This window comes from Stenotrophomonas sp. SY1, assembly GCF_021202945.1.
GTDB lineage: Bacteria > Pseudomonadota > Gammaproteobacteria > Xanthomonadales > Xanthomonadaceae > Stenotrophomonas.
This window is the reverse complement of sequence record NZ_JAJOYR010000003.1, coordinates 207,753-225,658: the sequence shown is the minus strand read 5'-3', so window position 1 is coordinate 225,658 and position 17,906 is coordinate 207,753. Positions and strand designations below refer to the sequence as shown.

The following is a 17,906-nucleotide window of genomic DNA, read 5'->3' as shown; positions in this document are numbered from 1 at the left end:
ACCGTGCCAGATGCACGGCCTGGTCACATGCGGCCATGCGCGGACTGCTGGACATCATCGTCATCCCTCATCCGTACACTGGAAGCCGCTGGAGCAGGCCCGCCAGCCATCGGCAACTGGCTGGCTCCCATCGCACGACCAAGGCAGGCACGCAATGCAGGAACTCTGGTTGATCGGCGGCATCATCACCCTGGCCACGCTGCTGACCGGGGTGGCCCACCTGGTGCTGCGCCGGCGTGGTGAGTCGATCAGCGGGATCGGCCTGGCGATCGTCGCCGCGCTGTGCGGTGCCTCGGCGCTGCTGATCATCCTGTTCCGCGTACGCGGATGAGTGGCGCGAAAAGGAGGCAGCGGCCCGACAGCGCCGCTGCCCCGAACCATCCTGCAGATGCAGGATGGATCAAGCCTCCTGCAGACCCGGCCTGCCGTGCTCGATGGCGTAGCGCTTCCAGCTCTGCAGCGCGCCGTTCGGCTGCATGACCTGGTCGAGCGTCTTCATGTCGCCAATCCATGCATCGCGAGTCACATCGCACAGCACGTAGCCGCGCTTGTCGGTGGTGGCCTTCAGGTGCGGGCTGTGTTGCAACGTGCTGCGCGCCATCGCATCCACGCCCTGCCCATCGGCACCGGAGGTGATCGAAGTGGCCAGGAATTCGCTGGAGATCACCCCGGAGTCGGCGTTGTCCTGCACCAGATCGCTGGCGTAGTGGCGATGCGCGTCGCCGCAGGCGGTGACCACATTGCCGAACCCCACCCGCTGGATGTGGTCGAGCAGGCGCCGGCGGCTGTCCAGATAGCCCGACCACTGATCGTCGGACGACACCACCACGCCATCCTTCTCGCGTGCGTAATTGCCCAGCGAGACCTGATGGGCAATGGTGTGCCAGCGCGGCGTGGCGTCGGCCAGCCCGTCGAACAGCCAGCGTTCCTGCTTGGCGCCGACAATGCTGCGCGCGGGCGATTCCACCTGCTCGCGCTGCGTCATGTCTGCCTGCTTGCTGCGGTACTGCCGCGTATCAAGCAGGTGCAGATCCATCAGCGTGCCGTAGCGTGCACGGCGATAGAGCTGCATGTGCCCATTGACCGGAAAAGCCGAGCGGCGCAACGGCATGTTCTCGTAGTACGCCTGGAACGCCTGCGCACGACGCAGCAGGAATACCTCACTCGGCGTGCCGTCCTGGTCCTGCTCGGCAGCCCAGTTGTTGTCCACTTCGTGGTCGTCGAAGCTGACAAACCACGGCGCCGCCGCATGCGCGGCCTGCAGGTCCGCATCGCTCTTGTACTGCGCGTAGCGGCGTCGGTAGTCATCCAGGGTGTAGATCTGCGGGCCGACGTGGTTGCGCAGGTTGGTGAACGGCTGGCCGTTCATCTTGCGTACGCCGGCCTGGGTCTCGCCTTCGTAGATGTAGTCGCCGTAGTGGAAGACGAAGTCCAGCGGCTCCTCGGCAATGCGCCGCCATGCGGTGTAGTGGCCTTCTTCGTAATGCTGGCAGCCGGCCACCGCGAAGCGGACGCGCTCCACCGTGGCCGTCGCCGCCGGCAGCGTGCAGGTGCGCCCCACCGCGCTGGCATGCCCTGCCACGGTGAAGCGGTACCAGTACGGCCGGCCCGGTGCGAGGTTGTCCAGCTCCACATGCAGCGCGTGGCCCAGTTCCGGATGGGCAAGCGACGAGCCCCGCCGGACCACGTTGCGGAAACCCTCGTCCGCAGCCAGCTGCCACTCGACCACGATCGGCCGCGCCGGAATGCCGCCGCCGAACGCCAACGGCTCGGTGGCCAGCCGCGTCCACAGCACCACACCGTCCGGCGTCGGATCGCCGGAGGCCACGCCCAGACCGAACGGCGAGCTCGCGAACTTCGGCGAGGCCAGCAGGTTGCGCGGGTTCAGCGCGGTGGCATCGGTCTGCGCGGCCAATGCTGCCGCCGTGCCCATCCATGCACCGAATGCGGAAAGCCCGGACAGGGCGAGGAAGCGTCTGCGATTGATGTTGTCCACGACGCGTCCTCAGTTGTAGATGATGTGGAAGTAGTAGAAGCGGCCGTAGTCGTCGATCTCGGTACGGAAACGCCCATTCGGGCCGGTGCTGTAGGTCGGCTGCGTGTTGAACAGGTTCTTGGCCTCGTACTTCAGCGTCACGTGCTTGCTGATCTTGTGGCTGAAGGCCAGGTTGAAGGTCATGTACGGGTCGTAATACGAGTCGAGCCATTCGGTGTCGCCGAAATCGACCAGCATCCGGCTGCGGTAGTTGCCGGACACACGCAGCTGCGCGCTGTCCCAGGGCATGCGCCAGATCACCGAACCGTTGAGCGACCAGTCCGGCTGATACAGCAGGCGGTCAAGCCGGCGCGCGGTGCCGTCACTGATCTTGTAGTCGGTCTCGCCGTCCAGGCGGGTCGCGTTGAAGAACATGTCGAAGCGCTGGCGGCCCCATTGCAGGTTGCGGTTGGCGATGGCGAACTCGACACCACGCAACTTGGACTCGTCGGTGTTCATCGGCTGGGTCACCCGGTAGGTGGTGTCACCGACGGTCTCGAACGTGGTCAGGGTGTAGATGTCGTCCTTGATGACCTTGTCGAACAACGCCACCGAAACGATGCCGTTGTTGCCGTTGAAGTACATGTCCCAGGCCAGGTCCAGGTTGGTGGACCGGCGTGGCTCCAGCCCGGCATTGCCCTGCTTGATCGTGCAGTAGCCCCGGCCATCCTCGTCATCACCACAGCTGGTGCTGGTGGCCTGCGCGATGTTGCTCGGGGTCGGCCGGCCCAGCGTCTGGCTGGCCGAGAAGCGCAGGCGCTGGTCATCGCTGATCTTGAAGGTACCGTTCAACGAGGGCAGCAGGTTGCTGTAGCCGTCGCTGGTCTTGCGGAAGTCCGCCGTGTAGGTGGTGCCGCCGTTGAGGCTGTACGGGCTGAACGCATCGAACGTGGTGTGGTCGTAACGCAGGCCGCCGATCAGCAGCAGCCGGTCCCAGGCGTAGTGCGCGGACACGTAGGCATTGCTGATGTCCTCGACGTACTTGTAGTCGCTGGTGAAATCCGCATTGGGGTAAGCGGCATTGTTGTCGCCCAGCTTCGGCACCAGTTCTTCGGTCCACTTGCTGTTGTCGATCAGCGGAAAGCCCGGCACCGTACCCAGCAGGGTCGAGCCCGGGTACAAGTAGTCGTTCAGCGTCGCACTGGTCTTGTAATAGTTGAAATCGATGTCCTGCCAGATGTTGAGGTGGCGGTACTCCGCACCGGCGGCGATGCCGAAGCCACGCGCATCGGCATCGATGTTGTGGGTGAAGTCGACGCGCAGGTTGTCGATCGTTTCCTTGGCATTGCGCGGCGACACGTACGCCTGCGCCGGGTTGAGCTTGAAGGCGGAACTGGTCAGCAGGCTGGGGTCGGAAACGCCAACCGCGTTCGGAAAGCCGTGCTTGTCGTTCTCGTAGTCCACGAACAGGTTGCTCGGGTACGCACGCACGCCCCAGTAGACCTGGGTGTTGTGGAAGGTTTCCTCGGTGTGACCGGCGCGCAGGGTGAGCCGGGTCAGGTCACCGATGTCCCAGTTGAAGTTGGCGATGGCGCCGCGGTTGTTGCGGTCCCAGCGGTCGTGGCGGTTCTTGATGTAGATGCTGTTGATCTGGGTGGTGCCGCTGTCCTGCGTCTGGTCCCGGATCGGGAACTTGGCGTTGGAGTACAGGTCGGTCTTGTTCATCGTCGAGTTCTCGTAGAACCGGTACGAGTACAGCAGCAGCGAGGCGTAGAACGGGTCGTCGATGGGCTTCCATTCCAGCTTGGCCGAGCCGCCGAAGTTGGTGATGTAGTTGGTGTAGGTGCCGGTACTGAAGTTGCCCGGCGCACGCAGTCCGTTCCAGCCATCAGCCTCACTCGGCGCGGTGGTGCCGTCGGTCAGGTACTTGCCCGCATCGTCGAAGTAGTAGTTGGACTCCACCCAGCGCTTGATGCTGTTGCGTGAGCGCTGCTCGTAGCGCGCCACCGCGACGATGCCGAACTCGTCGTCGGCACCGAACTGGTCGGAGAACACCACCTTGGCGCTCTTGCCGAAATGTCCCAGCGTCTTGTGGTCACCGCCGGCGCTGCGGCCGACGTCGGTTTCGGCGGTGGAATAGATGCCGGCGACATCGGCGAAGACATACTTGCCGGAACGATCAAACGCACTACGGCTGATGATGTCGATCACGCCACCGATCGCATCGGGGGCCTGCTCGGCGCTGAAGCTCTTGTAGATGTCGGTGCGGGTGCCGATGTCACTGGGAATCAGCTGCAGGTTGTTCATGCGTTCGCCCGAGCCGCTTCCGCCCACGCTGGCAATGGCGATGCCGTCGATGGTCGTGTAGTTGAGGTTGGCCTGCACGCCACGCACGGTCACGTAGCGCGGCTCGCCGGCATCCTCCACCGCACTCACGCCCGGTGCGGCCATCAGGCTTTCGGCCAGCGTCTCATCGCCGTAGCTGTCCATCTCGTCATAGATCACCGAGTCCTTGATCACCGTCGAATGCTTCTTCTGGTCGATGACCTCATGGGCGGCGATCACCTTCACCGTGCCCAGCGTCGGCGCGGCCATCGCTCCGGATTCACTGGGCTTGGGCACCGGCGGCGGTGCCTGACGCGCCGGTGCCGGATCAATCGCGATCACGTTGCCATCCACCACCGTGTAGCCCAGCCCGGTACCGGCCAGCAGCGTATCCAGTGCCTGTTTGACCGTGGCACCGCCTGGCACCGCACCCGCCATGCGCGGACTGCCTGCAGGGGAGTACAGAAACTGCACTCCCGAGCTGCGCGAGAGCTGTTCCAGCGCGCGACTCAAGGGCTGCGCTGCGATCGGTGCGGCGACCCGCGCATCCAGTCCGTCTGCGGCTACGTCGCGGGCATGGGCGGCAAAGCAGGGAGAAAGTGCGAGAACAACCGACAGATAAAGCGTCTTGCGCATCACGGTTCCTGGGAGGAGAGAGAACTGCTGGGTGCCGCGTCGTTGCATGACATCGGCGTCTCCCAAGTAAGAGCGGCGTTTGCGCGAGATGGAGAACGTTTTCTCGATGAATTTTTTCTTACAGCCCACCAGCAACGCTGCTCAGCGGCTGGAAACGTGCACGGTGTCACCGTCGCGCCGAACCACGAAGCGCGGATCACGTGACAGGAAAACCTGCAGCGCCGCGATGCGATGTGCATCAAGACTGCCCGACAGTCGCATTGCAGCCGCGGCTTCGTCCTCGACAACGACCTGTACCTGGTTGTGCCGGTTGAACGCCGAAGCCACTTCGTCCAGCCGCTCATCCAGGAACGAAACCTTGCGCTGCTGCCAGTCCAGCAGCATCGATGCTGGCATATCCAGTGCCTGTACCGCATGGCTGTGGTTGTCCACCAACACAACACGCCCGGCATCGAGTTGCGCCAATCGCTGTGGCTCGGCGGCGCGGCTCCAGACTTCCACCTGGCCGGACACCACACCAATGCGCGTGCTCTGCAGGCGGCGCGACACATCGAACACGGTGCCGATGTCGCGGATCTGCAACTGCTCCACGCGCACTTCAAAGGCACGGCGGTCGGGCGCGACATCGAAGGTCGCCTCACCGTGCAGCAACTCCACCCGGCGGCTCAGCCAACCCATGCGCACACGTATTGCACTGTCGGCGTTGAGCCGTACCTGGGTGCGATCGGCCAGCACCAGCTCACGCAGTTGCCCATGGCCTGCCGTCAGCACTTGTTCTTCGGGCCACAACTGCGGCACCAGCGCCCCCAGCAGCAACGCCATGCCGGCAGCAGCGGCGGCGGCAAGCACCTTCCATGTACGGCGTGTCCGCCTGTTCACCGAACGCGGCGTCGATGTGGCGAACAATGGCACCACCTTGCTCGCTGCATCACGAGTGCTGATCGCGGCCACGTCGGCCACCTGCGCATCGAGCTGCACGGCAGCCATCGCACCACCGACCTGACGGTGCAGGTCCAGCGCATGCAGGTACGCGCGCACGTGTTCAGGTGAGCGTTGCAACCATTGCAGGAACGCGGCACGTTGAAGCGCATTCAAACTGCCTTCCCGATGCAGCAGGAACCAGTCCAGCGCCTGCTGCGCCAGTGTTTCCCCGGCGATGCCGTCGGTGTGTCGGTTCATGCACCCTCCCTGGTGCCCAGCGCCAGCCGGCAGGCTTCAAGCCCCTTGCCGATGTGCTTGCGGACCATGTGCACCGACACGTCCAGCTGGGTGCTGATCTGCATGCACTCCAGGCCTTCGCGGTAGTGCAGCTCCATTACCCGGCGGGTGGTGGAAGGCAGCTGCGCGATGGTGCTGCGGATCTCGCTCCAGCGCTGTGCGCGTTCAAAGTCCGCTTCGATGTCGTCCTCGCTCCTCAGCACTTCGGCCAGCAGGTCGACATCGTCCAGCGGCGGCTGCGCGTACTGCGAGCGTGCGTGTTCGCGGGCGAGGTTGGCCGCCACGGTGAACAGATAGGCTTCCGGGTTGTCGATGGCCTGCGCGTTGTCGTCGCCACGACGCAGCAAACGCACGTACACCTCCTGCGCCAGGTCTTCGGCGTCCTCGGTGTGGGAGCCACGGCGCAGGAAGAACCCGCGCAACAAGCGGCGGCGCAGCTCGTAGCCCTGCTCCCAGATCCTCGCGCTGTTCACGGCCGGGCAACCACTCCGAAATGGTAAAGCGGGCGATGATCGCGTTCGACGATGACAGCGGCATGTCACTGCCGCATGCAAAGCAGGTGTCTACGGCCAGGCCGCTGTCATCTGATCCGGCCCCGAGCGAGCTGGAAAGGACATGGCAGCCGAGGGGGCGCAGCGGGGAATCTCGCAGCGGCCTGAAAAGCAAAAACCCCGGATTTCTCCAGGGTTCTTGGGCATCCGGGTTATACCCGGACTTCAAACTGGCGCGCCCGGAGGGATTCGAACCCCCGACCAATGGCTTCGGAAGCCACTACTCTATCCGGCTGAGCTACGGGCGCCTTGTAGACCGGCCGGCAATACCGGGCGGAGGCGCATTCTAACGACAAAGTGCGCGCAGGTCTGCCCCCCATTGGCCAGCCACGCTGGGCAAACGAGCCGGCACGGCCCAACTGGTAACCTTTGCACATGAGCCGTTTGCCCCACACCCCGCCCACCGCCGGCACCTCCTCGCGGTTCGGGCACTACTGGAAACTGATGCGCGCCGACCGCCCGATCGGCACTTTGCTGCTGCTGTGGCCCACCTGGTGGGCGCTGTGGCTGGCCGCCGACGGGCTGCCGCCGTTGTGGACGCTGTTCGTGTTCACCGCTGGCGTGTGGCTGACCCGCTCGGCCGGTTGCGTGATCAATGATTACGCCGACCGCTGGCTGGACCCGCACGTCAAGCGCACCAAGGACCGGCCGCTGGCCAGCGGTGCCGTTTCCGGCCGTGAAGCCCTGGCGCTGTTCGCCGGGCTGATGCTGGTGGCGTTCGCACTGGTGCTGAGCATGAACGCGCTCACCATCGGCATGAGCTTCATCGGCGTGTTCCTCGCCGCCACGTACCCGTACCTGAAGCGCTACACCCATCTGCCGCAGGTCTACCTGGGCATGGCCTTCGGCTGGGGCATCCCGATGGCCTTCGCTGCGGTACAGGGCGAAGTGCCCCCACTGGGCTGGGTGCTGTACGGCGCCAACATCCTGTGGTCCACCGCCTACGACACCTGGTACGCGATGGTCGACCGTGACGACGACCTCAAGGTCGGCTCGCATTCCACCGCCATCCTGTTCGGCGACCTGGACCTGGTGATCCAGGGCATCCTCTACGCGTTGTTCTTCGGCGCAATGGCGCTGGTCGGGCAGCGCGCGGAACTGGGCATCGCCTACTGGGCTGGCATGGTCGTGGCCGTGGCGATGGTGGTCTACGAGTTCTGGCTGTGCCGCAACCGTGAGCGCGAACCCTGCTTCAAGGCATTCCTGCACAACAACTGGGTCGGCGCGGTGCTGTTCGCCGGCATCGTCGCCAGCCAATACCTGGACTGAAACCCTGGATTGAAAGACGGCCCGCAATGCGGGCCGTCTTTTTCTTCGGCAGGAGCGGCGCAAGCCGCCAGGCCTGCTCACACGTGATGGTGAACCACCGCAGCAGCCATCAGACCAGCGCCTTGCCCAGCTTGCGCAGCTTGAACGCCGCAATGATCTGCAGCACGCCATACACCAGCGCCAGCGCACCGATCCACAGCGAAGTGACCACCAATCCCGACAGCGGATTGAGCGCGAACATCACGCCCAGCGCCACCGCCAGCAGGCCGCTGACGATCAGCAGCCACTCTCCCTTGATGCGCTTGCGCACGCGGATGGCAAACACGATGCGGTAGATGCCTCCCACCACCAGCCACGCTGCCAGGAACAGCAGCAGCACGCTGGCCGTGGCCAGGGGATTGAGGATGGCCAGCACGCCGAAGGCAATGGACACCAGCGCGTAGAACAGTGCCCAGCCCTTGGATACCGGTGCCGAGCCGCTGAACATGCCCACCAGCACCACGATGCCTTCGACCACGGCGACCACGCCCAGCCACCAGGCCAGCGCGGCGGCAGTACGTACCGGTGCCATCACCGCCAGCACGCCGAACAGCACGGCCAACAGGCCCAGCAGCAGCACCACCCACCAGTTGCGCGACAACACGCCGAACAACGATCCAGCGGCAAGCCCCGAGGGAGCATTCATCCAATTCTCCTTTGTGCCGCCAGAAGGGGCGGCTCAATCACCCACTCTAGACCCCTCGATGTGGTGACCGCGTGCGGATGGATTCGCCGTGGGGGCGGTGCCTGCGGACCGCAGGCTGGATGGAGCCCAGCGCTGTCCCGGCACGCAGGCCATTTCAGAGCCGCAGGGATTGCATCCCCACTACGCCGTTTCCCGTCTACGCGGCATTCGGAAGGTTCACGGCACCCGCGCGCATACCCACGCATCCACCCGCTGCACGCCGGCCCGACGCAACGCGATGGCCGCCGCATGCAGCGTGGCGCCGGTGGTCATCACGTCATCCACCAGCGCCACGTGCTGCGGCAACGGACCTTTGGCGACAAAGGCCGCCTTTAGATTGCGGCGGCGCGCTGCCGCGTCCAGTTCCGACTGGGGCGCGGTGGCCCGGACCCGCCGCAGCCCCTGGCACAGCGGCAGCTGCAATGCCGTGGCCAGCGGCCGTGCCAGCTCCAGCGCCTGGTCATAGCCGCGCCGACGCAGACGCGCCCAGTGCAACGGCACCGGCACCAGCGCGTCGGGCTGTGGCAACGTCGCCATCGGCTGACACATCAGTTCCGCCAGCAGTCGGCCGGCAGCCAGATCCTGGTGAAACTTGAAACGGCGCAGCAGCCCATCGACCGGCGCACCGTAAACAAACGCGGCCGCAGCCAGTTGCAATGGCGGGCGCCGTCGCTGGCAGCGCCCGCACGGCTGGCCGGCGTCGGCGTCAGCCGGCAAACGCAGCGCGCAGTGCGGGCAGGCCACCGGCATACGCGGCAGGCCGGCAGCACAGGGCCCGCAGAGATCCCGTCTGTGCTGGCCGGGTTCGGTACAGACCAGGCAACGGCAAGGGAACACCCAGGCGGAGACGGCCCCGGCCGCCCTGTAAACCGAACCTAGAAACTCAAGGTTGACAGTCATGCGCATGCTCACCAGACTGCGCCGCTTCCGTAGTGCCAACCCTCAGGTAACACCGATGTCTGCTGTCATCCGCCACGACTGGAAACGCGAAGAGCTGCTGGGCCTGTTCGAGCTGCCCTTCCCCGACCTGCTGCACCGCGCCGCCAGCGTGCACCGGCAGCATTTCGATCCGGCCGAAGTCCAGGTCTCCACCCTGCTCTCGGTCAAGACCGGCGGTTGCCCGGAAGATTGCGCCTACTGCCCGCAGGCGCAGCGCTATGACACCGGCGTGGACGCGCAGAAGCTGATGGACACCGACAGCGTGGTCGCCCGCGCCCGCGCCGCCAAGCAGGCCGGCGCCTCGCGCTTCTGCATGGGCGCGGCATGGCGCTCGCCCAAGGACCGCGATATCCCCAAGGTCGCGGCGATGATCCAGGAAGTGAAGGCCCTCGGGCTGGAAACCTGCGCCACCCTGGGCATGCTTGAGGGCCACCAGGCCCAGGCGCTCAAGGATGCCGGCCTGGACTACTACAACCACAACCTGGACACCGCGCCGGATTACTACGACTCCATCATCCACACGCGCCAGTACCAGGACCGTCTGGACACGCTGGAACACGTGCGCAACGCCGGCCTGAAGACCTGCTGCGGCGGCATCGTCGGCATGGGCGAGACCCGCGAACATCGCGCCGGCCTGCTGCTGGCACTGGCCAACCTGCCGGCGCACCCGGACTCGGTGCCGATCAACCAGCTGGTGCAGGTGGCCGGCACCCCGCTGCACGGCACCACCGAGCTGGACCCGTTCGAGTTCGTGCGGATGATCGCCGTGGCCCGTCTTGTGATGCCGCGTTCGATGGTGCGGCTGTCGGCCGGCCGCGAGAGCATGAGTGATGAGCTGCAGGCGCTGTGCTTCCTGGCCGGCGCCAACTCCATCTTCTATGGCGAGAAGCTGCTGACCACCGGCAACCCGGACACCGAACGTGACCAGGCCCTGTTCGCCCGGCTGGGCATCAGGCCGATGCAGATCACGGTCGATGCCGACGATCACGACCATCCCGGCACGGTCCATCTGGACATCGCGCCGGCCTGCGCCCGGCAGGCCTGACCCTCACAGGCACTCACACAGGCAACCGGGTACGCTAGCCGGCCGCCTGACCATGAACCACTGCCATGGCCCGTCCCGACCTACACGAGCGCATCCAGCACCAGCGCAAGCTACGGCTTGCCCAGGGCCGCATCCGAACGCGCCGTACCGTCGGCCGACGTGACGGCGTGCGCCTGGAGGTCGACGGCCGCTGGCTGACCGGCTTCTGCAGCAACGACTATCTGGGCCTGGCGCAGCAGTTCGAAGTCATCGCCGCGCTGCAGGATGCCGCCGCACGCGAAGGCGCCGGCGGCACGGCCTCGCACCTGGTCTGCGGCCACCACGCCCTGCACGAGCAGTTGGAACGGGAAGTGGCCGAATGGCTTGGCTATCCACGCGCCTTGCTGTTCGACAGCGGTTTCATGGCCAACCTGGCCGTGCAGCAGGCGCTGCTGAGCGAGGAAGACGACGTCTGCGTGCAGGACCGCCTCAACCACGCCAGCCTGCTCGACGCCACCCGCCTGGCGGGCTGCCGCCTGCGCCGCTATCCGCACCTGGACAGCGAAGGCGCCATGCGCCAGCTCAAACATGCCGGTGACGGCGCGGCCATGCTGGTCACCGATGGCGTGTTCAGCATGGATGGCGACATCGCCCCGTTGCGCTCACTGTCGCTGGTTGCACGCATGCAGCAGGCGCTGTTCTACGTGGATGATGCGCATGGCATCGGCGTGGTCGGCGAACACGGCCGTGGCTGTGTGGCCGACGCCGGCCTGGGCGTCAACGAAGTGCCACTGCAACTGGTCACCCTGGGCAAGGCGCTGGGCAGCCATGGCGCGCTGGTGCTGGGCGAGGACGCGCTGATCCAGCACCTGGCCGAAACCGCCCGCCCGTACATCTACACCACCGCCCTGCCCCCGGCCCAGGCCGCCGCCTCGCTGGCGGCAGTGAAGCTGGCGCGCCGCGATCATTGGCGCCGCGAAAAGCTCACCGAACTGATCGCCATCTTCCGCGAAGGCGCGCGTCGCCACGGGCTGGAGCTGATGGCCTCTGAAACCCCGATCCAGCCGCTGCTGTGCGGCGAGGAATCCACGGTGATGGCGCTGTCGGCTGCGCTTGAGCAATCCGGTTTCCTGGTCAGCGCGATCCGTCCGCCCACCGTGCCCGAAGGCAAGGCGCGGTTGCGGGTGACGCTGTCGGCGCTGCACACCGTCGAGCAGGTCAAGGCGCTGCTGGAAGCCATCGCCGCCTCCCGCGATCTGGTGCTGTATCAGCGCTCGATGAATACCGTCAACGCCTGAGCAGGTTGTTCCCCGCATGCATATCGACGTCACCGGCACTGGACCGGCATTGGTCCTGATCCACGGCTGGGCATTGCATGGCGGCATCTTCGCGCCCCTGGTGGAGCGCCTGGCACCGCACTTCCAGCTGCATATCGTCGATCTGCCCGGTCACGGCCACAGCCGCGACGACAGCACGCCACTGCGGCTGCCTTACCTGGTCAACGCCATCGCCTCGGCAACACCGGCGGCGGTGTGGTGCGGCTGGTCACTGGGCGGGTTGGTTGCGCTGCACGCTGCGGCAACCCTGCCGCAGGTACGCGGGCTGGCAATGCTGGCTGCCACGCCGCGTTTCGTGCGCGGCGAGGATTGGCCCGACGCGGTCGAGACCTCGGTGTTCGAGCAGTTCGGACACGATCTTGAACAGGATTACCGCGGCACGCTGGAGCGTTTCCTCGCCCTTGATGTGATGGGCTCGCAACACGCGCGCAGCGAACTGCGCACGCTGCGCGATGCCCTGGTCGAACGTGGCGAACCGGCACCGCGCGCCCTGCAGGAAGGCCTCACCCTGCTCGAACACAGCGACCTGCGCGGCGCGCTGCCGGCGCTGCGCAAACCCGGCCTGTGGATTGGTGGCCAGCGCGACCGGCTGGTGCCGGCCGGCGCGATGCACAGCGCCGCGGCATTGGCACCGGACGGCCTGCACACGGCCCACACCATCAGCGGTGGCGGCCATGCGCCATTTCTGGGCCACGCCGACCAGGTCGCCGGGCTGCTGCAACACTTCGTTGCGGGCTGCACGTGAGCCGTTGCACCTGCATTGCCGGTGCAGGGCCGATCATATGCGGCCATACGCCGTACGAGGATTGAGCCGATGGATCTGGGAATCGCCGGTCGCTGGGCACTGGTCTGCGCCGCCAGCAAGGGGCTGGGGCTGGGTTGTGCCCGGGCATTGGCGCGCGAAGGCGTGAACGTGGTCATCGTCGCCCGGGGGGCCGAAGCCCTGCACACCGCCGCCACCGAACTGCGCGCCCTGCCCGGCGCCGCGCAGGTGGTCACCGTTGCCGCCGACATCACCACCGCCGAAGGCCGCCAGGCCGCGCTTGCCGCCTGCCCGCAGGTGGACATCCTGATCAACAACGCCGGCGGTCCGCCACCGGGCGACTTCCGCGACTGGGAACGCGAGCAATGGTTGGCCGCACTGGAGGCGAACATGCTCACGCCCATCGAGCTGATCCGCGCCACCGTCGATGCGATGGCCGCACGCGGCTACGGCCGCGTGGTCAACATCACCTCCAGCTCGGTGAAGGCGCCCATCGACATCCTTGGCCTGTCCAACGGTGCGCGTTCGGGCCTGACCGGTTTCGTCGCCGGCATCGCCCGCAGCCAATTGGCACGCAACGTCACCCTCAACAACCTGCTTCCCGGTGCCTTCGACACCGACCGCCTGCGCGGCACCCTTGAAGCCAGCGCGCGCAGGCAGCAACAACCGCTTGATGAGGTGGCCGCACGTCGTCGCGCCGCCATTCCCGCTGGCCGTTTCGGCCTGGCCGACGAATTTGGTGCCGCCTGTGCCTTCCTGTGCAGCGTTCATGCCGGTTACATCACCGGGCAGAACCTGCTGATCGACGGCGGCGCCTATCCCGGCACCTTCTGACCCTGTTCTTCTCCGTGTAACTGCCATGTCCCTGTTCGATCCCAAACACGTCCGCCGCGCCTTCTCGCGTGCCGCCTCCAGTTATCACGCCGCCGCCGTGCTGCAGCAGGAAGTGGCCAAGCGCCTGCTGGAATCGCTGGACTATCTGGAAGACCGGCAACCGCAGGTGGTGCTGGACGTCGGCAGCGGCCCGGCCTATTCGACCGCAGCCATGAAGAAGCGCTGGCCCAAGGCGCAGGTGATCGCACTCGACCTGGCCATGCCAATGCTGCGCGAAGCGAAGAAGCAGGCCGGCTGGTGGCGTCCGTTCTCGCGCGTGTGCGCCGATGCGCGCGCACTGCCGCTGGCCGACAACAGCGTGGACGTGATCTTCAGCAACCTGTGCCTGCAATGGGTGGAAGACCTGCCAGCGGTATTCGCCGGCTTCCGCCGCGTACTCAAGCCCGGTGGCCTGCTGGTGTGTTCCACCTTCGGCCAGGACACGCTGGTGGAACTGCGCGACGCCTTTGCCCAGGCCGATGACACCGCGCACGTGAGCAACTTCGTGCAGATCGCCCAGTTCGGCGATGCCTTGATGATGGCCGGCTTCCGCAACCCGGTGCTGGACCGCGACCTGTTCACCCTGACCTACGACGACCTGCCCGCGCTGATGCGCGAGCTCAAGGCGATCGGCGCGACCAACGCGATGCACAACCGCCGCCACACGCTGACCGGCCGCGGCCGATTTGCCGCCGCCCGCGATGCCTACGAACCGCTGCGCCGCGCCGACGGCAAGCTGCCCAGCAGCTGGGAAGTGATCTATGCCCAGGCCTGGGCGCCGGAACCGGGCGCACCGATCCGCGAGCATGGCCACGATGTCGCCGCGGTTCCGGTGTCGGCAATTCCGATTCGGCGCAAATCGCAGGAATAGGTGTTCGGGATTCGGGATTCGGGATTCGCAGCAGTAAAACCCAACACGAAACGCATCGACGCCGCTGTTGATGTTGCCGTTGCTACTGCTGTTGCTGTTGCTGTTGATGTTGCAGCTGCTGTTGATCCTCTCCTCTCCCCTTGCGGGAGAGGATGCCGAAGGCAGGAGAGGGGAAGCGGCGAAGCCGCAGCTTCACCCCCGGAACGTCAAAACCGCCCCTGACCCCGCTTCACAAACAAGCGCGCACCGCCCGACAAGGGAAAGCAGGGTAAAGCGCAGCCTTCCCAACGACCTCAACCGCAAAGCACCGGAATCACGCAGCGCTGCATCGCAGCCTACTGCGACACCTGCGCGATCCAATCCTGCAGGTTGTAGTAATTGCTGACGCGGCTGATCTTCCCGTCACGCACATCGAAGAACGCACCACCGGGCAGCACGTAACGCTGGCCCTGCGCCGGCGGCAATCCTTCGTCGGTGTGGTGATACTCGCCATGCACCACGTACTCGGCCGCAACCCGCAGGCCGTCATCGCCGGCCATCACCACCACGTCCCGCAGCTGCTCGCGGTAGCTGGCTTCCATGCGCCGCAGGAATGCCGCAAACGCCTCACGCCCGACCTCGCGGCCGCCCTGGTTCAGATCATGCGCGACATCGTCGGACAGGCACTCCAGCATGCCCGCCCAGTCGCCGCGGTTGAACGCAGCGTAGTAACCGCGCACCAACGCGATGGCCTGCTCGCGGACGGAAGCATCATTGCTGCTCATCAAACCCTCTGGAAATGTCATCGCGCTGACTCAAACGCCATTGGCGAACAGGTCGCGGTGGAAGAAATAGACTTCCTGCAACAGGAAGCGCCAGCTGGTGTGGAAACTACGAAAGCGCGTGCTGGGCGTGGACGATGCCAGCGCGTCGATGCCCAGTTCACGCGACAGGCGCAGCGCGCGCGCCATATGCAGCGGGTCACTGACCAGGATCACCCGGTGCATGTTGTTCTGTTGCATCACCCGCCGCGCCTCGACCAGATTCTGGCGGGTGGTCCGCGAACGGGTTTCGATCAGGATGTCGGCGGCCGGCACCTGCTGCTTGAGCGCATAGCGGCGCGCCACCTGCGATTCGGAGAAACGCGCGCGGCTGCCACCGAAACCACCGGTGAAGATCAGCTTCGGCGCGTAACCCTGGTGGTACAGATCCAGGCCATGGCGGATGCGCTCTTCAAACACCGGCGACGGCTTGGCGTCATACGCGGCCGCGCCCAGCACGATGATCGCGTCGGCCGGCGCGGCCTGGTCGCGGTCACCCACCCAGATGATCCATGCCGCCACGCCCAACAGCCACAACAGCAGCAGCGCCATCAGCCGCCACATCCAACCGAAGAATCCGGTCCGATGACGCACGCTCATTGGCCGCTCCACGGCAACGCGTCCAGATCGACGTTGCCGCCGGACAGGATCACCCCGACATTGCGGCCGGCAAAGCGCTGCGGCTGGGCCAGGATCGCCGCCAGCGTGATTGCCGAAGACGGCTCCACCACCTGCTTCATCACCTGCCAGATCAACCGCATCGCCGCCACGGTGGCAGCGTCATCCACGGTGATGGCCTGCACCCGGCCGGCGGACAGCAGCGCGAAGTTGGGTTCGCCCAGCGCACCACGCAGGCCGTCGCAGAGCGTCTCGGGCAGGAAATCCACCCGCCGTTCTCCGGCCGCCAGCGAGCGCGCGGTATCGGCGGCGCCGGCCGGTTCGGCCAGCACCAGCTCACAATCGGGAAGCAGCGCCTGCATGGCCAGCAACGTGCCCGACGCCAGTCCGCCGCCGCCGGCCGGCACCACCAGTACGTCCAGGGCCGGACCGGCCTGACGCACCAGCTCCAATGCGGCCGTGCCCTGCCCGGCGATCACCCGCGCGTCGGCATAGGGATGGACCAGGGCCGCGCCGGTTTCGCGCTGTACCCGTTCGCACTCGGCTTCACGCGCCTGCTGGGTAGCCTCGCAGCGCCACAGCGTGGCGCCGTGGCGCACGATGTTGGCCAGCTTGCTGGCCACCGCGCCCTGCGGTACCACCACATGGCAGGCAATGCCGCGCTGGCGTGCAGCCAGTGCCAACGCCGCGCCGTGGTTGCCCGAGGAATGGGTCACCACGCCGTGCTCGGCCTGCGCCTCGTCCAGCGACCACACCGCGTTGCAGGCGCCACGGAACTTGAACGCCCCGCTGCGCTGCAGGTGCTCTCCCTTGAAGTGCAGGCTGGCGCCGGCCAGTGCGTCCAGTTCACGCGAGCGCAGCACGGGGGTGACCGTGGCATGGGGCGCGATGCGTGCCGCGGCAGCCAGTACGTCGGCAAACCCGGGCAGGATGGGTTCATTCATGGTGAAAGGTTAGCGTAGGCTCCCCGGCTTGGGCCATCCTGGTCGCATGCACAGCCGGTGTTCAGCGCGTTAGCGCGGGATTAAGGGCCAATTCAACGCGTCAGCCCGAAGCTGGCCATATTCCCAGTGGGGGGACTCATCATGTTCAAGCGCCTGATTGTCACCGCCGGCCTGTTGTTGGGCCTGTCCGGTTGCGCCACGTACGACTACGTGGGCGGCAGCGGCGGCGGCTATTACCACGGCTCACCGTCAGTGCAGTACAGCTACCCGTATGGCTACCCGTACGGTTCGGGCTATTACGGCTACGGCAGCGGCTATTACGGTTACGGGGGCTATCCGGTCTATCGGCCGTACTACGGGCGCCCGCCGTATCACGGCCACCGTCCGCCGCCGAACCATAACCACAACGGCAACCGCCCGCGTCCGCCTGGTGAAGGCAATGTCCGTCCGCCGCGCCCGAATCCGCCGGCCAACAATGGCGGCAACAAGTCGCCCTGGCGCGACATGGACCGGTTGCAGCGTCCGCAGCAGCGCCCCACCCAGCCGATGCAGCGCGTGGAGCAGCGTCCGCAGGCGATGCAGCCCCGTCCGGCAGCCCAGGCGCGCCCGGCACCGGCCCGACAGCCGTCACGTGTTCGCAGCGGTGCCCTGATGCGCACTGTGGAGCCATGAAAAGGGTTGCATTTGCCGGAAATGCAGGCATGCTTGGCGCCACGGGTGACCGGTTGCGTCGCAAACTGACCTAAACCGGCATCACCGAACCAGTTCAATGTCGATGTCCGCGCAGGAAATCTGGATCCCCCCTGTTCCGGCCCTGTCGGACATCGGCGCCTAAAACGACAAAGCCCCGGCCAAGGCCGGGGCTTTGTCTTTGCGCATCTGACGGCGCAACTGGCGAGGCAGTGCCACATAAAGAAACGGGGCCGGTAGTCCCCCGACTACCGGCCCCCTGCTCCCCCTGCGTGCGCTTCGGTCGGCCCCTGTTCCAATTCCGACCTTGTTGCGCCTAAGTCGCATGCCACGCTGGGTGCAAGAGTAT

The 17,906-nt window shown here is 66.1% G+C and carries 17 protein-coding genes and 1 tRNA gene; 8 read left to right on the top strand and 10 right to left on the bottom strand.

Annotation, left to right across the window (positions count from 1 at the left end):
* Nucleotides 1–154: 154 nt before the first annotated feature.
* Nucleotides 155–331 carry a hypothetical protein gene (locus tag LR961_RS18160; protein WP_232151380.1) on the top strand — a complete coding sequence of 59 codons (177 nt, stop codon included), beginning with the start codon at nucleotides 155–157 and terminating at the stop codon, nucleotides 329–331.
* Between the two features lie 69 nt (nucleotides 332–400).
* Here LR961_RS18160 and LR961_RS18155 read toward each other — a convergent pair whose 3' ends face one another.
* From LR961_RS18155 to LR961_RS18135, 5 genes are all read right to left on the bottom strand, one after another.
* A complete protein-coding gene (locus LR961_RS18155; RefSeq protein WP_232151379.1) occupies nucleotides 401–1,996 on the bottom strand; it encodes an alkaline phosphatase D family protein in 1,596 nt (531 codons plus the stop codon).
* Between the two features lie 9 nt (nucleotides 1,997–2,005).
* Nucleotides 2,006–4,936 carry a TonB-dependent receptor gene (locus tag LR961_RS18150; RefSeq protein WP_232151378.1) on the bottom strand — a complete coding sequence of 977 codons (2,931 nt, stop codon included), beginning with the start codon at nucleotides 4,934–4,936 and terminating at the stop codon, nucleotides 2,006–2,008.
* Between the two features lie 141 nt (nucleotides 4,937–5,077).
* Nucleotides 5,078–6,115 (bottom strand): FecR domain-containing protein, encoded by a 1,038-nt coding sequence (locus LR961_RS18145; RefSeq protein ID WP_232151377.1) that lies wholly within the window; start codon nucleotides 6,113–6,115, stop codon nucleotides 5,078–5,080.
* Nucleotides 6,112–6,627 carry a sigma-70 family RNA polymerase sigma factor gene (locus LR961_RS18140; protein ID WP_232151376.1) on the bottom strand — a complete coding sequence of 172 codons (516 nt, stop codon included), beginning with the start codon at nucleotides 6,625–6,627 and terminating at the stop codon, nucleotides 6,112–6,114. Before LR961_RS18140 ends, LR961_RS18145 begins: the two co-directional genes overlap by 4 nt.
* A gap of 249 nt (nucleotides 6,628–6,876) precedes the next feature.
* Nucleotides 6,877–6,953 (bottom strand) — tRNA-Arg (locus LR961_RS18135).
* 127 nt (nucleotides 6,954–7,080) lie between these two features.
* On the opposite strand from LR961_RS18135, the gene ubiA reads away from it, so the two are divergent.
* The gene (gene ubiA, locus LR961_RS18130; RefSeq protein ID WP_232151375.1) at nucleotides 7,081–7,974 is read left to right on the top strand and encodes a 4-hydroxybenzoate octaprenyltransferase; all 894 of its coding nucleotides are present in this window, start codon (nucleotides 7,081–7,083) and stop codon (nucleotides 7,972–7,974) included.
* 109 nt (nucleotides 7,975–8,083) lie between these two features.
* Here ubiA and LR961_RS18125 read toward each other — a convergent pair whose 3' ends face one another.
* Both LR961_RS18125 and LR961_RS18120 read right to left on the bottom strand, forming a co-directional pair.
* Nucleotides 8,084–8,659 carry a DUF308 domain-containing protein gene (locus tag LR961_RS18125; RefSeq protein WP_232151374.1) on the bottom strand — a complete coding sequence of 192 codons (576 nt, stop codon included), beginning with the start codon at nucleotides 8,657–8,659 and terminating at the stop codon, nucleotides 8,084–8,086.
* A 216-nt stretch (nucleotides 8,660–8,875) separates the two neighbouring features.
* Nucleotides 8,876–9,604: a ComF family protein gene (locus tag LR961_RS18120; RefSeq protein WP_232151373.1), complete on the bottom strand. Its 729-nt coding sequence runs from the start codon at nucleotides 9,602–9,604 to the stop codon at nucleotides 8,876–8,878.
* A gap of 49 nt (nucleotides 9,605–9,653) precedes the next feature.
* Between LR961_RS18120 and bioB the strand changes: the two genes are divergently transcribed.
* The 5 genes from bioB (at nucleotide 9,654) to bioC (ending at nucleotide 14,505) form a co-directional block, all read left to right on the top strand.
* Nucleotides 9,654–10,682, top strand: coding sequence for a biotin synthase BioB (bioB, locus tag LR961_RS18115; RefSeq protein ID WP_232151372.1), 1,029 nt, complete (start codon nucleotides 9,654–9,656; stop codon nucleotides 10,680–10,682).
* A 65-nt stretch (nucleotides 10,683–10,747) separates the two neighbouring features.
* Nucleotides 10,748–11,959: an 8-amino-7-oxononanoate synthase gene (gene bioF, locus LR961_RS18110; RefSeq protein ID WP_232151371.1), complete on the top strand. Its 1,212-nt coding sequence runs from the start codon at nucleotides 10,748–10,750 to the stop codon at nucleotides 11,957–11,959.
* A gap of 16 nt (nucleotides 11,960–11,975) precedes the next feature.
* On the top strand, nucleotides 11,976–12,743 hold the full coding sequence (gene bioH, locus LR961_RS18105) for a pimeloyl-ACP methyl ester esterase BioH (RefSeq protein ID WP_232151370.1): 768 nt from the start codon (nucleotides 11,976–11,978) through the stop codon (nucleotides 12,741–12,743).
* Between the two features lie 69 nt (nucleotides 12,744–12,812).
* Nucleotides 12,813–13,595 carry an SDR family oxidoreductase gene (locus LR961_RS18100; RefSeq protein WP_232151369.1) on the top strand — a complete coding sequence of 261 codons (783 nt, stop codon included), beginning with the start codon at nucleotides 12,813–12,815 and terminating at the stop codon, nucleotides 13,593–13,595.
* Nucleotides 13,596–13,620: 25 nt separating this feature from the next.
* Nucleotides 13,621–14,505, top strand: a complete 885-nt coding sequence (gene bioC / locus LR961_RS18095; RefSeq protein WP_232151368.1) for a malonyl-ACP O-methyltransferase BioC — start codon at nucleotides 13,621–13,623, stop codon at nucleotides 14,503–14,505.
* Between the two features lie 335 nt (nucleotides 14,506–14,840).
* On the opposite strand, the gene LR961_RS18090 is transcribed toward bioC, so the two are convergent.
* From LR961_RS18090 to LR961_RS18080, 3 genes are read right to left on the bottom strand one after another with little or no spacing between them, the layout of a single operon-like run.
* Complete coding sequence (locus LR961_RS18090; RefSeq protein ID WP_232151367.1) at nucleotides 14,841–15,269, bottom strand: ketosteroid isomerase-related protein; 429 nt, start codon at nucleotides 15,267–15,269, stop codon at nucleotides 14,841–14,843.
* A 30-nt stretch (nucleotides 15,270–15,299) separates the two neighbouring features.
* A complete protein-coding gene (locus LR961_RS18085) occupies nucleotides 15,300–15,917 on the bottom strand; it encodes a YdcF family protein (RefSeq protein WP_232151366.1) in 618 nt (205 codons plus the stop codon).
* Nucleotides 15,902–16,867, bottom strand: a complete 966-nt coding sequence (locus LR961_RS18080) for a pyridoxal-phosphate dependent enzyme (protein ID WP_232151365.1) — start codon at nucleotides 16,865–16,867, stop codon at nucleotides 15,902–15,904. The genes LR961_RS18085 and LR961_RS18080 overlap by 16 nt, the downstream gene beginning before the upstream one ends.
* 141 nt (nucleotides 16,868–17,008) lie before the next feature.
* On the opposite strand from LR961_RS18080, the gene LR961_RS18075 reads away from it, so the two are divergent.
* The gene (locus LR961_RS18075; protein ID WP_232151364.1) at nucleotides 17,009–17,539 is read left to right on the top strand and encodes a hypothetical protein; all 531 of its coding nucleotides are present in this window, start codon (nucleotides 17,009–17,011) and stop codon (nucleotides 17,537–17,539) included.
* The last annotated feature ends 367 nt before the right edge of the window (nucleotides 17,540–17,906 follow it).

Excerpts from the sequence above, each read along its gene's own strand:
- LR961_RS18160 (WP_232151380.1), top strand. The coding sequence starts at position 155 with ATGCAGGAACTCTGGTTGATCGGCGGCATCATCACCCTGGCCACGCTG.
- LR961_RS18150 (WP_232151378.1), bottom strand. The coding sequence starts at position 4,936 with ATGCGCAAGACGCTTTATCTGTCGGTTGTTCTCGCACTTTCTCCCTGC.
- LR961_RS18145 (WP_232151377.1), bottom strand. The coding sequence starts at position 6,115 with ATGAACCGACACACCGACGGCATCGCCGGGGAAACACTGGCGCAGCAG.
- ubiA (WP_232151375.1), top strand. The coding sequence starts at position 7,081 with ATGAGCCGTTTGCCCCACACCCCGCCCACCGCCGGCACCTCCTCGCGG.
- LR961_RS18125 (WP_232151374.1), bottom strand. The coding sequence starts at position 8,659 with ATGAATGCTCCCTCGGGGCTTGCCGCTGGATCGTTGTTCGGCGTGTTG.
- LR961_RS18120 (WP_232151373.1), bottom strand. The coding sequence starts at position 9,604 with ATGCGCATGACTGTCAACCTTGAGTTTCTAGGTTCGGTTTACAGGGCG.
- bioB (WP_232151372.1), top strand. The coding sequence starts at position 9,654 with ATGTCTGCTGTCATCCGCCACGACTGGAAACGCGAAGAGCTGCTGGGC.
- bioF (WP_232151371.1), top strand. The coding sequence starts at position 10,748 with ATGGCCCGTCCCGACCTACACGAGCGCATCCAGCACCAGCGCAAGCTA.
- bioH (WP_232151370.1), top strand. The coding sequence starts at position 11,976 with ATGCATATCGACGTCACCGGCACTGGACCGGCATTGGTCCTGATCCAC.
- LR961_RS18100 (WP_232151369.1), top strand. The coding sequence starts at position 12,813 with ATGGATCTGGGAATCGCCGGTCGCTGGGCACTGGTCTGCGCCGCCAGC.
- bioC (WP_232151368.1), top strand. The coding sequence starts at position 13,621 with ATGTCCCTGTTCGATCCCAAACACGTCCGCCGCGCCTTCTCGCGTGCC.
- LR961_RS18090 (WP_232151367.1), bottom strand. The coding sequence starts at position 15,269 with ATGAGCAGCAATGATGCTTCCGTCCGCGAGCAGGCCATCGCGTTGGTG.
- LR961_RS18080 (WP_232151365.1), bottom strand. The coding sequence starts at position 16,867 with ATGAATGAACCCATCCTGCCCGGGTTTGCCGACGTACTGGCTGCCGCG.
- LR961_RS18075 (WP_232151364.1), top strand. The coding sequence starts at position 17,009 with ATGTTCAAGCGCCTGATTGTCACCGCCGGCCTGTTGTTGGGCCTGTCC.